General features: G+C 67.6%; 11 protein-coding genes. 3 read left to right on the plus strand and 8 right to left on the minus strand.

What is annotated here, in order from left to right:
• Positions 1–122: 122 nt before the first annotated feature.
• Together ACFFJ7_RS03000 and ACFFJ7_RS03005 are read right to left on the minus strand one after the other, a co-directional pair.
• Positions 123–2,696, minus strand: a complete 2,574-nt coding sequence (locus ACFFJ7_RS03000; RefSeq protein ID WP_377590719.1) for an ABC transporter permease — start codon at positions 2,694–2,696, stop codon at positions 123–125.
• A 3-nt stretch (positions 2,697–2,699) separates the two neighbouring features.
• Positions 2,700–3,380 (minus strand): ABC transporter ATP-binding protein, encoded by a 681-nt coding sequence (locus tag ACFFJ7_RS03005; protein WP_377592054.1) that lies wholly within the window; start codon positions 3,378–3,380, stop codon positions 2,700–2,702.
• Between the two features lie 279 nt (positions 3,381–3,659).
• On the opposite strand from ACFFJ7_RS03005, the gene ACFFJ7_RS03010 reads away from it, so the two are divergent.
• The 3 genes from ACFFJ7_RS03010 (at position 3,660) to ACFFJ7_RS03020 (ending at position 5,884) form a co-directional block, all read left to right on the plus strand.
• Positions 3,660–4,262, plus strand: a complete 603-nt coding sequence (locus ACFFJ7_RS03010) for an arylesterase (protein ID WP_166954872.1) — start codon at positions 3,660–3,662, stop codon at positions 4,260–4,262.
• A gap of 64 nt (positions 4,263–4,326) precedes the next feature.
• A complete protein-coding gene (locus ACFFJ7_RS03015) occupies positions 4,327–5,379 on the plus strand; it encodes an aldo/keto reductase (RefSeq protein WP_166954870.1) in 1,053 nt (350 codons plus the stop codon).
• 88 nt (positions 5,380–5,467) lie between these two features.
• A complete protein-coding gene (locus ACFFJ7_RS03020) occupies positions 5,468–5,884 on the plus strand; it encodes a YkvA family protein (RefSeq protein ID WP_246225383.1) in 417 nt (138 codons plus the stop codon).
• Between the two features lie 90 nt (positions 5,885–5,974).
• On the opposite strand, the gene ACFFJ7_RS03025 is transcribed toward ACFFJ7_RS03020, so the two are convergent.
• The 6 genes from ACFFJ7_RS03025 to glmM form a co-directional block, all read right to left on the minus strand.
• Positions 5,975–7,225, minus strand: a complete 1,251-nt coding sequence (locus ACFFJ7_RS03025) for an acetate/propionate family kinase (RefSeq protein WP_377590720.1) — start codon at positions 7,223–7,225, stop codon at positions 5,975–5,977.
• A gap of 106 nt (positions 7,226–7,331) precedes the next feature.
• A complete protein-coding gene (locus ACFFJ7_RS03030) occupies positions 7,332–8,753 on the minus strand; it encodes a bifunctional enoyl-CoA hydratase/phosphate acetyltransferase (protein WP_166954809.1) in 1,422 nt (473 codons plus the stop codon).
• Positions 8,754–8,780: 27 nt separating this feature from the next.
• Positions 8,781–11,096 (minus strand): DUF3141 domain-containing protein, encoded by a 2,316-nt coding sequence (locus tag ACFFJ7_RS03035; protein ID WP_166954807.1) that lies wholly within the window; start codon positions 11,094–11,096, stop codon positions 8,781–8,783.
• A 64-nt stretch (positions 11,097–11,160) separates the two neighbouring features.
• Positions 11,161–11,373 carry a hypothetical protein gene (locus tag ACFFJ7_RS03040; RefSeq protein ID WP_377590721.1) on the minus strand — a complete coding sequence of 71 codons (213 nt, stop codon included), beginning with the start codon at positions 11,371–11,373 and terminating at the stop codon, positions 11,161–11,163.
• 401 nt (positions 11,374–11,774) lie between these two features.
• Positions 11,775–12,536, minus strand: a complete 762-nt coding sequence (locus tag ACFFJ7_RS03045) for an outer membrane protein (RefSeq protein ID WP_377590722.1) — start codon at positions 12,534–12,536, stop codon at positions 11,775–11,777.
• A 121-nt stretch (positions 12,537–12,657) separates the two neighbouring features.
• Positions 12,658–14,025, minus strand: coding sequence for a phosphoglucosamine mutase (gene glmM, locus ACFFJ7_RS03050; RefSeq protein ID WP_166954803.1), 1,368 nt, complete (start codon positions 14,023–14,025; stop codon positions 12,658–12,660).
• Positions 14,026–14,038 lie beyond the last annotated feature (13 nt).

Genomic DNA, 14,038 nt, shown 5'->3' on the forward strand with positions numbered 1-14,038 from the left:
GACCCTCTCCCGAAACCCTGAAAGTCGCACCCGCCACCTTGACGGACGTTGCCGGTAATATGGTCTGCATCGCAGCCCGATACAAGATATTTGACGTTACAGTGCGTTAATCCCGCCGGATGTCAGCGCTCCCGCAAATAGGGGGCCGGCTTCTGCGCGAGGATGCGCCACGTGCCCGCAAGCGCCAGCGCCACGGCGACGATGACGGCCACCGCCGCGGTGGCGAGCGCCGGCGCGGGCTGGTATGTCAGCGGCAGGCGCATCACCTGCGTCATGATCAGCACCGCCGCGGCGCTGCCCGCCAGAAAGCCCACCGCAGCCGAGGCGCCCGCAACCAGGCCGTATTCCAGCAGGTAGGCCCGCAGCAGGTGCCCGCGCGTGGCGCCGAGCGTCTTCAGGATCACGGCGTCGTAGAGCCGCGCCCGGTGCGAGGCCGCGAGCGCCCCGCCGAGCACCAGCGCGCTCGCCGCGAGCGCCACCGTGCTCGCGGCCGCGATGGCGACGGCAAGTTGCCCCACCATGTCGTTGACGGCCTCCAGCACATCGCGCACCCGCACGCTGGTGACGGCCGGAAAGCGCGCCGCGACCCCACGCACGAGCGAAAGGCTGCGGGCGGGATCGGCCCCCGCCGGTTCCGTCAGCGTGGCGAGCAGCGTATAGGGCGCGCCGGCGAAGGTGTTGGGCGAGAATACCATGACGAAGTTGATGCCGAGCGAGCGCCATTCCACCGTGCGCAGGTTGGCGACGGTCACCGCGACCTCGCGGCCCAGCACGTTGACGACGACCGCGTCGCCCACGCCGAGCTCCAGTTGCCGCGCAATCTCGGCGTCGAAGGAAACGAGCGGCGGCCCGGCATAGCCGGGCGGCCACCACTCGCCCGCCACGAGCCGGCTTCCCTCAGGCAGCGACTCGGCGAAGGTGATGCCGCGGTCGCCCTCCAGCACCCACGCCACTTCCTCAGGCCGCGTGTAGTCCTGCGCGCGGATGCCCTTGAGGGAGACGATACGCCCGCGGATCATCGGCACCTTCTCGACGACGGCGCCCGGTATGACCGTGTTCAGATAGGCGCCGAAAGCATCCGCATCCTGCGCCTGCACGTCGAGAAAGAAGAAGGCCGGCGCCCTTTCCGGCAGCGCGCGCGTGAGTTCCCGCCGCAGGCCGGCGTCGACGAGGGCGAGCGTCACGACCAGCGTCACACCGAGCCCCAGCGAGAGCACGAGCGCCGGCGTCAGCGCGCCCGGCCGGTGCAGGTTGGCGAGCGCCAGCCGTCCCGTCGGGCCGCCGAACGGCGGCATAGCGCGCGCCGCCCGCATCAGCCCTGCAGCCACGGCGCGCAGCAGCAGGAAGGCCAGCCCGGCCGCCAGCAGGAACACGGCGGCCACGCGCGGATTGTGCGCCAGCGCGAGCGCCACCAGCACCAGCAGCGCGCCGGCCGCGATGGCGGCGATCCGGTATCGCCGCCGCACGGGCGTTTGCGCCGCCTCGACATGATCGCGAAACAGCGCCGCCACCGGCACGTCATGCGCCCGCCCCACCGGCACCAGCGAGAACGCGAGCGCCGTCAGCCCGCCGTAGAGCGCCGCCGCCAGCAACGGGCCGGACGCCAGCCGCGCCTCGATGGGCAGCGGCAGCAGCCCCTGCCCCGCCCACGCCGCCACGAACGGCATCGCCGCCCCTGTGGCAAGGCCGAGCAGGATGCCAAGCCCCGCGATCAGCATGACTTCAGCGAGCGCGATGGCGACAACGAGGCTGCCCGAGGCGCCCACCGCCTTCAGCGTCGCCATGGTGACGCGCCGGCGGTCGACGAAGCCGCGCACGGCATTCGCCACCCCCACGCCGCCGACGAGCAGCGCCGTCATGCCCACAAGCGTCAGATATTGCGTGAACTGCCCGATGTTGCGCTCAAGCTGGGGCGCGGCGTTGAGCCGGTCGCGGACACGCCAGCCGTCGTCGGGAAACGCCGCCTTCGCGCGCTCCTCGAAACGGACGAGCGCGCCATCGTCCGCCTCGCCACCAGGCAGCAGCAGCCGGTAGGAATGGCGCACGATGCTGCCGGGCTGCAGCAGGCCCGCACGCGCGAGCGCTGCGTCGGAAACCATGAGGCGCGGGCCGAAGCCGATACCGGCCGCGATCTTGTCCGGCTCGCTGTCGAGCGCCGCTCGCACCTCCACAGTCAGTTCACCGATCCGCAGGCTGCCGCCCACGCCGATGCCGAGCCGCGCCAGCAGGGCGGGATCGGCCAGCGCGCCGAAACGCCCCTGCGCCTCGTCGAGCATCGCGGAGCGCGCCAGCGGCGGTGTCGTCGCCAGCTCCCCGACGAGCGGATAAGCATCGTCGACGGCCTTCAGCTCGACGAGCACCGCCTCGCCGTTCTCCGCCACCGCCATGGCGCGCAGGTCCGCAACCGCCGAGACGGTCCCTTGCGCGGCGAGGAAGGCCCGCTCCCGGTCGTTCGCCGGCCGCTGCGTCAGCGCCACCGCCACGTCGCCGCCCAGAATGGCGCGCCCTTCCCGGCCCAGACCGTCGGAAAGCGCGCTGGCGACCGACCCGACGCCGGCAATCGCGGCAACGCCCAGCGCGATGCACGCGAGGAAGATGCCGAACCCGCGAAGCCCGCCGCGCATGTCGCGCATGGCAACGCGCAGGATCAGCGCCAAGCGGCGGGGATGGCTCTCGTTCCCGAACGATCCGTGCATCGCTCAGCCCGCCTGTGCCGCCGGATCGTGCTCGATCAGCCCCGATCGCAGCCGCACCGTGCGGTCGCAGCGCGCCGCCAGTTCCGGATCGTGCGTCACCAGCACCAGTGTCGCTCCCTCGTCGCGGCGCAGCGCGAACAGCAGGTCGACGATGGCCGCGCCCGTCGCCTCGTCGAGGTTGCCGGTAGGCTCATCGGCCACGATCAGCGGCGGGCGGCCCACCACGGCGCGCGCGATAGCCACGCGCTGCTGCTCCCCGCCGGACAGTTGCGCGGGGTAATGGCCGAGGCGCGCGCCGAGGCCCACCCGCTCCAGCGCCTTGCGCGCACGCGGCAAGGCCTGCGGCGTGTCCGCCAGCTCCAGCGGCAGCGCCACGTTCTCCAGCGCGGTCATGGTCGGCACCAGATGGAACGACTGGAACACGATGCCGATATGGCGGCCGCGAAAACGCGCCAGACTGTCCTCATCGAGATCCGTGATGTCGTGGCCGTCGATGATCACCCGGCCGGAATCGGCGCGCTCCAGCCCGGCCAGCGTCATCAACAGGCTCGACTTGCCGGAGCCTGAGGTGCCGACGAGCCCCACCGCCTCGCCCGCGCGCACGTCCAGCGACACGCCCTTCAGCGCCTCCACCCGCGCGGCGCCGCGCCCGAGGCTGAGGCGCACCGCGCGCAGGCGCACCATGGCCGGAGCATCGGCAGCGGAACCGGGGGAGGCGTCATGCGCGGGGGCGATCGTCATGGAGGGACTGCTTTCGGCAAAATGAACAGGGGCGCACAGGCCCCGAATTGTTGCATCGACACTGTCGCATAAGTGCAGGATAAACGTCCTATCCGGAAAACGACAAGGGAGTGCAGCGTGCGCCGGCCATCCGTTCATAAACATCATCGTGATCAGCGCGTACCGGCGGCGCCGGGCTTTCCCGCTTTCATCGCCCTCTTCGCCACTATCGCAGCCTTCATCATGACCGGCCTCGCCCCCCTCCCCGCCAGCGCGCAGACGCCGCTGCGCATCGTCGCGTTCGGCGACAGCCTCACCGCCGGCTACGGCCTGCCGCCGGAAAGCGCCTTCCCCGTACTGCTCGAAGCGGCGCTGCGCGCGCGGGGGCACAACGTCAGCATCGCCAACGCCGGCGTCTCGGGCGATACCACGACCGGCGGTCTCGCGCGGCTCGACTGGTCGGTGCCAGACGGCACGGACGCCGTCATTCTGGAGCTCGGCGCCAACGACATGCTGCGCGGCATCGATCCCGCCATCGCCCGGCAAGCGCTCGACGCCGTCATCACCCGCCTCAAGGCACGCAACATCGCCGTGCTGCTCGCCGGCATGCGCGCCGCGCCCAATCTGGGGCAGGCGTATGCGGAACGGTTCGAGAAAATCTATACCGAGCTTGCCAGCAAGCACGATCTCGTGCTTTACCCCTTCTTTCTCGATGGAGTAACTGGAGATAACGCCCGCGTCCTGCCGGACGGCCTCCACCCCAACGAAGCCGGGGTGAAAACCATCGTCGAGCGCATCCTGCCAACTGTCGAGAAATTCATCGTCTCGCTGCAGGCAGCGCGCTGAACCCCGCCTCGGGCCGCCCACCCGTCCGGTTTCCTGTCATCCTTCCTTCGGAGGCACAATGCCGATACAATACCGCAAACTCGGCCGCACGGACCTCACCGTCCCCAGCATCACGCTCGGCACCATGACATGGGGCGAGCAGAACACGCAGGAGGAAGGCCACGCGCAGCTCGACTACGCTTTCGAGCGCGGCATCAACTTCCTCGACACCGCCGAGCTTTACGCCATTCCGCCCCGCGCCGGGACGCAGGGCAGCACCGAGCGCATCATCGGCAACTGGTTCCAGGCGCGCGGCAACCGCGACAAGGTCGTTCTGGCGACGAAAGTAGTCGGCCGCTCGCCCAACACCTGGTTCCGCGACGACGGCGCGACGACCGAACTCAGCCGCAAGCAGATTTTCGAAGCCGTCGACAAGAGCCTAGGCCGGCTGCAGACCGACTATATCGATCTCTACCAGCTTCACTTCCCCGACCGCGCGGTTCCCGTCTTCGGCTCCGTCCCCACTGTTTTTCGCGATACGCGCGGCGAGGTGCAGGAAAACCCGATCCCCGAGACTCTCGACGCCCTCGACGATCTCGTGAAAGCGGGCAAGGTGCGCTACATCGGCGTCTCCAACGAATCCCCGTGGGGGCTGATGACGTTTCTGCATCACGCCGAGGTGCGCGGGCAGGCGCGCGTGCAATCTATCCAGAACGCCTATTCGCTCGTCAACCGGGTCTTCGAGACCGGGCTTGCGGAAATCGCCCTGCGGGAGCAGGTCGGCCTGCTGGCCTATTCGCCGCTGGCGCAAGGCTATCTCACCGGCAAGTATCGCAACGGCGCGCTGCCAGAGGGATCCCGCAAGCGCCTCTTCGACCGCCTGCAGCGCTATGAAACGCCCGGCGCGGAGAGCGCCATCGACGCCTATCTGGACCTCGCGGCGGAACTCGGCATCGATCCGGCGCAGCTCGCCATCGCCTTCGTGCACAGCCGCTCCTTCGTCACCTCGACGATCATCGGCGCGACGTCGATCGCGCAGTTGAAGGCCGACATCGATGCCGCTGACATCGACATCACGCCCGAGATCGAGGAACGGATCAACACCATCCACCTGCGCAACGGCAATCCCTGCCCCTGAACGGGAAAAGGCAACGCCGACGCTTGTCGCGCGGGTCGGGATCCACCATTTCATGGGGGCGGCCCGGCCGGGATGAGTCCGGCCGGCCATGAATGACGGTTATCGAGACATGCTGGGAGACGGCCCGGTGGAAGAGCCCCTTGCCCGCCCCCTGACGGGGGAAGAGATGGACGCCATGCGCCGCGCTGCGCGTGACGAGGAAAGCGTCACACGCTCGTTCTGGAAATCGCTGCGGCGTGTGGTCAACAACACGCCCTTCGCGGAGGATCTGGTGGCGGCGTTCCTCTGCGCGAAGGATCCGCAGACACCGGCGCGGGTGCGCTATCTGCTGCTCGGCGCGCTGGGTTACTTCATCCTGCCCTTCGATGCCCTGCCGGACATTCTGCCCATACTCGGCTACGGCGACGACATCGCCGTGCTCGCGGCGGCGTTCGGCGCAGTGGCAGGTTCGATCAGGCCCGAGCACCGCGAACGCGCGCGGGACATCCTCTCCGACAGGAAATGAAGCAGGGCGGGCTTTGCTTGCCCGCCCCGACTTGTATTCATGATCGCGACGTTTTTCGCTTCAGCCCGAAAGCGAAAAACCGGAGAGCCTTCAGGCGCTGGGGCGATGAGCAGCCGTGCCGTCGGCCGAGAAGGCCTGGATTTCCGGCGCGGCAAGGCCGAGCACGGTCAGTGTGTGCTCGGCGATCATCAGGCCCTCGTTGGTGCGCACGATGTAGACGCGCACGCGCGACAGCGGCGAGGAGATAAGGCGGGCGTTGCGGTGGTTGGCCTCCTCGTCGAGGTCGATGCCGATCCACTGCATGCCCTGCAGCACGCGCTCGCGCACGCGCCAGGAGTTCTCGCCGATGCCGCCGCAGAACACCATCGCGTCGAGGCCGTCGAGCGCGGCCGAGAGCGCGCCCACTTCACGGCGCACGCGGAACACGAAGTAGTCGATCGCCTCACGCGCCTCGCGCTTGTCGGAAGCCTCAAGCTCGCGCATGTCCTGCGAAATGCCGGAAAGGCCGAGCAGGCCGGACTTCGAGTAGAGGATCTCGCGGATTTCGGACGACGACAGGCCCTTCTGGTCGAGCAGGTAGAGCAGCACACCCGCGTCGAGGTTGCCGCAGCGCGTGCCCATCGGCAGGCCGTCGAGCGCCGAGAAACCCATCGTAGAGGCGATGGAATGGCCGTAGCGCACCGCGCACATCGAGGCGCCGTTGCCGAGATGGGCGATCACCACGCGACCTTCCGCATCGAGCGGGGCGATCTGCTTCAGGCGGCGGGTGACGTATTCATAGGACACGCCGTGGAAGCCGTAACGGCGCACGCCCTCGTTATAGTATTCGCGCGGAATGGCGAAAGTGTCGTTGACGAAGGGATGGCCGCGGTGGAACGAGGTATCGAACACCGCCACCTGGGGCACGCCCGGAAAAGCCGCCTGCGCGGCGCGGATGCCGGCGACGTTGTGCGGCTGATGAAGCGGCGCGAGCGGCGTCAGCTCTTCCAGCGCCGCGACGACGTCGTCATTGATCTGCACCGGCTTGGTGAAGCGCACGCCGCCGTGCACGACGCGGTGGCCAACGGCCACGACCTCGGTGCCGGGGAAGGTGTCGTCAATCCATTTGAGGATCAGGTCGACCGCCTGCGTGTGCGTCGAAATCGCACCGCTCGCCTTGTCGAAGTCCTTCTCGCCGAGCGACTGGCCCTCGCCGTCCTTGGCGGTGAAGCGGGAGACCGAGGCGCCGAGGCCCTCGACCTGCCCCGTCGCCATATTGACCGGTTTGCCTTCGGTAACGTCGAACACCACGAACTTGATGGAGGATGAACCTGCGTTCAGAACGATCAGGGTCTTGGACATGGGAAATCCTTTGGCGAGGCGATAGTTTGCAGCACGGCAAGAACTTTCGGGGCGGAAACCGCGCGAAAAAGAGGGCCGGTCCCCTGAGGAACCGGCCCCGATCGCATCATTCCGCGGCGTCGGCGACGGTCTGCTCGGCGGGCTCGAAGGCCCTGCCGTTGCGGCGCCAGTAGTCATAGAGCTGCGCCAGAGCCGCCGAAGCCAGACGCGCCCGGTCGTCGTCGGCGCGGCTCGTGAGCATCACGGGCGCCTTGGCGCCCAGCACGAGGCCGGCGGCTTCCGCGCGTGCCACGAAGGTCAGTTCCTTCGCCAGCATATTGCCCGCCTCAAGGTTCGGCACCACGAGGATTTCGGCGCGGCCAGCCACCAGCGAGGCGATGCCCTTGGTGCGCGCGGCTTCCATGTCGATCGCGTTGTCCATCGCGAGCGGACCGTCGACGATGCCGCCCTGGATCTGGCCGCGCTCGGCCATCTTGGACAGCACGGCGGCGTCGAGCGTCGAGGGGATGTTGACGTTGACCGTCTCCACCGCCGACAGCACACCCACGCGCGGCTCCTTGATGCCGCAGGCGATGGCGAGGTCGATCGCGCTCTGCGTGATGTCAACCTTGGTCAGCAGGTCGGGCGCGATGTTGATGGCCGCGTCCGAGATGAACAGCAGGTGGTCGAGGGTGGGCACGTCCATGACGAAGGTGTGGCTGATGCGGCGGGAGCCCCGCAGACCGCCTTCCTTCTTCACCACCTGGCCGAGCAGTTCGTCGGAGTGGATATTGCCCTTCATCACCGCGCGGGCCTCGCCCGAGTGCACCAGCTCCACGGCCTTGGCCGCGGCGGCGCGGTGGCTCTCGATCTCGATCAGCCTGTAGCCGCTGATGTCGACGCCAAGTTCCTGCGCCGCCTTCTCGATGGCCACGCGGTCGCCGATCAGGATCGGGATGATGAGGCCCTTGCGCGCCGACAGCACCGCGCCGCCGAGCGAGTTGTGGTCGTCAGGCGACACGACGGCGGTCGGCAGCGGCGGCAGCTGCGCCGCGATCGCCACCAGCTTGCCGAAGTGGTCATGCTCGTCGAGGATCAGTTCCGGAAGCTGGCGCGCATCCGCCACGATCGTCTCGATGGGCGCCTCGATTTCCGCGATGCCTTCCGCGACCAGCGCGCCGCCTTCCTTCGTCACCCGCGTCTCGAAGGTCGCGAGCGGCTTTTCGCCCTTCTGCGTGCAGCGCACGGAAGCAATGAGCTTCTCGCCCAGATGCACGCGCTCGTGGAAGGCGAGGTTCTGCACGCGGTAGAGCGTGCCCGGCCCCGGCAGGCGGTTGCCCAGCACGGCCGAGATGAGCGAGCCTATCCACATGGAGGGCGCAAGCGGCTGCGCCCCCTCGTTGCCCGGCAGGTTGGCCGGGTTGATGTTGCCCGTCACGTGCGCGAACAGGTAGAAGTCCTGCGCAGAAGCGGTGCGCTCCACCGAAGCCTCGTCGCCAACCTGGAGTTCATCCCAGGTCGTGTTGCGAACGGTCGTCTGTTCCGTCATGGTCCTGTCTCCTTCAGCGACCGGCGGTCATTCCGCGGCTGCGATCGCAACCGGCCGGGTATGCGGGGCAGCGGCGAAAGTCGCTTCGATTTCCTGCAGCTTGACGAGCGCGGAAGGATCGATCTCCTCGCGCGTCGGGCCGGCGATGGAAACCGCCACTTCGATGGCGCGCTGGCGCTCGTTCGGGTCCTTGATGAGGTCCGGCAGCGTGGCGAGCGCTTCGCCGGGCTCCAGTTCCACGATCACGCTCTGCTCGTGGATGAGACGCGCGCGGGCGGGTTCGCTCAGGGTGTCGAACGGCGCCGTCTGCGTCAGCACCTGCGCGGAACGGGCGAGGCGGGTGCGGCGCACCGCGCCACCACGAGCCTTCGCCAGGAAGATCAGGATACGCACGACGCCTTCGGCGAAGCCGCCCTCGGCCACGCGGCCCAGGATAGCCTGCACCTCGGCGCGGGCGCGCAGATCTTCCTCAGGGTTGTCGCTCTGCGTGGCGCGGCGGCGCAGCTCCTCGTTACCGACCGCCTGCATCCACGGGGTGTCGTAGATCGAGATGAAGGCGAACTCCTTGAGGGCGTCACCGATGTCGCGCCACGTGTCGAGCGTGTTCTCGATGGCATCCGCCCACACGTTCTGCAGCGCGAAGAACGGGTTGTTCGGCTTCACCGCGTGGCGGTTCTCGCGCACCTGCTCCGCCATGCCGGCAATCGGGGCGACGAGGGGGTTCTGGTCGGAGACCGAGACGCGCTGCACGCGCGGCCAGGCCGACTTGAAGTACTGGTCGGCGCTCTGCGGCGTCACCAGCGAGCGGATGATCGGACGCATCGTCAGTTCATAGAACTGGGCGCCGAGTTCCGAGTAGCGCGCCACGGCGGCGAAGGCGGCATCTTCCGAGCGGCCGTCGTCGAGCGCCTTGATGTCGTCGATGGTGCGCGGTTCGAGGCTGATGTGCAGGCGGTCCTCGCCGTCCTCCAGCACCAGCTCGTACAGGCCCGGCGACAGCGCCTCGATGGCCTCGATGGTGTCGGTGATGGCGCCGTGCTCACGGCCGGCGACCTTGGCCGAGACGAAGATGCCCAGGTGGCCGATGGTCTTGTGGACGATGTAGATGATGCGCTGGCCGCGCGCCTTGATGTTCTCCGTCGAGCCGTACAGGTCGACGATCCAGTTCAGCGCCTGCTGCGGCGGGGTGATGTTGTCGCCCACCGAGGCGAACACGATCACCGGGCAGGCGATGTCGCGCAGGTCGATGTTCTTGTGGCCGAGCTTGGACACGCCGGTGCCCAGCTTGTTGCCGATGAACAGGTCCTCGACGATCCAGCGGATTTCGGCCTCGTTCATGAAGAAGAAGCCCGACCACCAACGCTCGAACTCAAGGAAGCGCGGGCCTTCCGTGTCCGCCTTGGCGTAGAGGTTGTAGTACTTCTTCCACCAGGTGTTGCCGGGGCTCATGTTCTCGAAGTTGGTCACCAGCGACGAACCGTCGAACACGCCATTGCCGAGGTCGGACGAGATCAGCGCGGGCACCACGCCACCGCCAAGACCGCCGGAATAGCGCATCGGGCTGCCGCCTTCCTTGCCGGCCCAGTAGGACAGCGGCGCGCCGCTGATGGCGACGGCGCCCGTCTTCTCCGGGTTGGAGGAAGCGAGCAGCATGCTGGCCCAGCCGCCCTGGCAGTTGCCGATCACGACCGGACGCGGCGCCTTGGGGTGGCGCTCGGCGATTTCGTTCAGGAACAGGCCCTCGGCCTCGCAGACGTCAGCGATGGTCTGGCCCGGTTCCGGCTTCGGACGGAACACCACGAAGTAGCAGGGATGGCCCGCATGCAGCGCGACGCCCACCTGGCTGACGGGCTTCATGCCGCCAATGCCGGCGCCGTGACCGGCACGCGGATCGATCACCACGAAGGGGCGCTTCGTGTCGTCAACCGTCACGCCGGGGGGCGGCAGGATGCGCAGCAGCGAGTAGTTGACGGGGCGCGCCAGCGAGCGGCCGTCGACGATCGTCTCATACTCGAAGTCGAGCACCGGCGGCATGCCGGCCGCCTCATGGGCGAGATAGTTGTTGCCGCGCTGGCGCAGGATGTCGAGGTACAGCACGCCGCGCTCCACCGCGTCGGCGGCGTATTCGACCCAGTCCTTGCCGAGCGTCAGCGGGTCGATCGCGACCAGCGTCTGTTGGTTGCGCGAGAAGCGATCGATGGCCTCGTTGGTGTGGGTCGAGACGATCGCCCGGCTGCTCTCGGACAGATTGTTCGCCAGTCGCTGCGCGGTCGAGATCTGATCGTCGACGATCTTCGCGACCTGTGCAATCCGTTCATTCAGAACGTTATCTGTCTGCGTCATGTCCCACTCTCCATCCATTGCTGCATCTATGGCCGGCACCATCGCCGGTCAGCCACCAATCCCGTCAGACCGTCCGGCGCACGCGCCGGTGAATACGCCATTCTGCATACACGATCAGCATGCACATCCGACCACGGCCGATATCCTGCCATGCGCCGCCGGAAGGAACGGATACCCGCCCTTGCCCGCCGAAAGCGCAATAAAAACAGAAACGCTGAAAGCATTCGAGCCGTCCGGGGAAACAGAAATGCCTCAACGTCCGCCGCGCATCGCCCATGCTTGCCGGATACTCCACCCGAATTTGCGTTGACGTGCCTTGACGCTACACAAACCGGGGGCAAAATTCCGGGTTGCAAAAGAACGATACCCGCCATTCCGCAAGTCTGTGCCATAACCCAATAACGGTGACATGACAGCCGCCGCGCGTGCAGCGGATTCCGGACGATAATTCACCCCCGTACCGAGGGCATGCGGAAGCCGAGGCATGCAACCACAGGTCGCAGCCGGACGCGCCGCCAGGGGAATACAGGTGGAGAAACACAGACAGTTGTTTTCGATGGACAAGCGGACGAGACGCAGGGCCCCTCGGGCAGGATTCGCCGCTCCCGGAATCGCTATCCCGCTCTCCGTTCAAGCGTCCGGTCAAGCAACGGGCGAGCCTTCCGCATCACGCTCCCGCTACGGCAGACTCGCCGCATCGGCGGTTGCGCCGAAACGCCAGCGCAGGCCGATGCGCAGGTCGTGCGAGCCGCTTTCCTTCAGGGCAAGGCCCGGCGCGCGGCGCGTGCCGGCATCGAGATAACGGTATCCCACATCGATCGTCACCGACGGCGTGACCTCGACGGCGAACCCGCCCATCAGCGCCCAGACGAAGCCGGAGCGCGTTCCGCCGGAGCCGAAGGCATCATGGCGGGAAAATCTGTCCCAGCCGATGCCGGCACCCGCGCCGATATAAGGAGTGACGCCATACCACGTGCCGATGTCGGCATAGACATTGGCCATCACATTCGCGCCAGATAGATGCGCATGAATGCCGTCCGGCGTCCGCACCCGGGCGCGGAAGCGATATTCGGCCGTAACGTCGCCACGCAACAGAAAACCGAATTTGTAGCCGACGCCGACGCCCGCGATCACCGGCCCGGACAACGTCGGGTTGAAGCGCCCGTTCGCGGTGAGCGCATCGCCGGCGGCCAGCGCGCCGAAGCCGGTGTCGATCCTGAAATAGGCCGCGTGGTCAGGTGTGCTGAAGAACGGGATTGAATCGAGGTCCGGTGCGTCGGGCAGGGCGCCATCGGCAGCGGCCGTGAAGGTCGCGCCATCGGAGAATTCGGGCTGGAGCAGATTGTCGCCGGCCCGCGCCGCACCGGGCGCAGCCACTTCGGACAAGGCCAGCACCGTCACCAGCGCCGCCGCACCGCACCACGAATTCCCTGTCGCCATCTGTCGCGCGCCTCCATCCGGCCCCTGAACTCGCAAGGGACCCGGAGGCACTTTTACCCATCATGGTAAACAAGAAATTAACCTTGTTCGTTAACCATGGGGATGGATGGGGAAAGCTCCTTCAGGCGACAGCCTTCGCCAGCGCCTGAACGATATCGTCGACCACCTCGTCGACGAGATCGCGGTCATCGCCCTCGCCCATCACACGGATGACAGGTTCCGTGCCCGAGGGCCGCACAACCAGCCGCCCGCCCTCGCCCAGCCGCTCGCGACCACGTTCGATGACCGGCGAGATCACGGCGTCGGACGGCGCGGCACCCTTGGCGAAACGCACGTTCTTGAGCACCTGCGGCAGCGGCTCGAACAGGTGGCAGACCTCGCTCACCGGTCGGTTGCGCCGGCGCACCACCGTCAGCAGTTGCAGCGCGGCCAGCAGGCCATCCCCCGTCGTGCCGTAGTCGGACATGATGACATGTCCCGACTGCTCGCCGCCGAGGTTGTAGCCCTCGGCCCGCATCCGCTCCAGCACGTAGCGGTCGCCCACGGCGGTGCGCGCCAGGTCGAGGCCGATATGGCGCAGGTAGCGCTCGAAACCGAGGTTGGACATCACCGTCGCCACCACGCCCGGCCGCGACAACTGCCCGTCTTCCTTCCATTGGGTGGCGATGGCCGCCATCAACTGGTCGCCGTCGACGACCCTGCCCTTTTCGTCGACCACGATCACCCGGTCGGCGTCGCCGTCGAGGGCGATGCCGATGTCGGCGCGCGTCTCGTGCACCTTGGCGATCAACGCGCCCGGTGCGGTGGAGCCCACATCCCGGTTGATGTTGAAGCCGTCCGGGTCCACGCCGATGGTGACGACATCGGCGCCGAGTTCCCACAATGCCTCGGGCGCGACGCGGTAGGCGGCGCCGTTGGCGCAGTCAACCACGATCCGCAGGCCATCGAGGCCGAGGCCGGCCCCGCCGCCGTTCCCCCTGCCGTAGGACAGGGTGCGCTTGGCGAACTCGATGTAGCGCGCATGCACGCCCTCGATGCGCTTGGCCCGGCCGATGCGCTCCGGCGAAGCGAGCCGCAGCCGCAGATCGGCGCCGATCAGCGCCTCGATCTCTGCCTCGACATCGTCGGACAGCTTGTACGCATCGGGCCCGAACAGCTTGATACCGTTATCCTCATAAGGATTGTGCGAGGCGGAGATCATCACGCCCAGGTCGCAGCGCATGGAACGGGTCAGCATCGCCACGGCCGGCGTCGGCATGGGGCCGAGCAGCAGCACGTCCATGCCCACCGACGTGAAGCCGGCAACCAGCGCATTCTCGATCATGTAGCCTGAAAGGCGTGTGTCCTTGCCGATCACCACCCTGTTGCGATAATCGCCGCGCTGGAAGATCAGCCCGGCCGCCTGCCCGACTTTCAGGGCCAGTTCCGGCGTGATGGCCGCATTGGCGCGGCCACGGATGCCGTCGGTTCCGAAATAGCTTCGCGTCATCTGTCTTTTCACC

This window comes from Pseudochelatococcus lubricantis, assembly GCF_042432495.1.
GTDB lineage: Bacteria > Pseudomonadota > Alphaproteobacteria > Rhizobiales > Beijerinckiaceae > Pseudochelatococcus > Pseudochelatococcus lubricantis.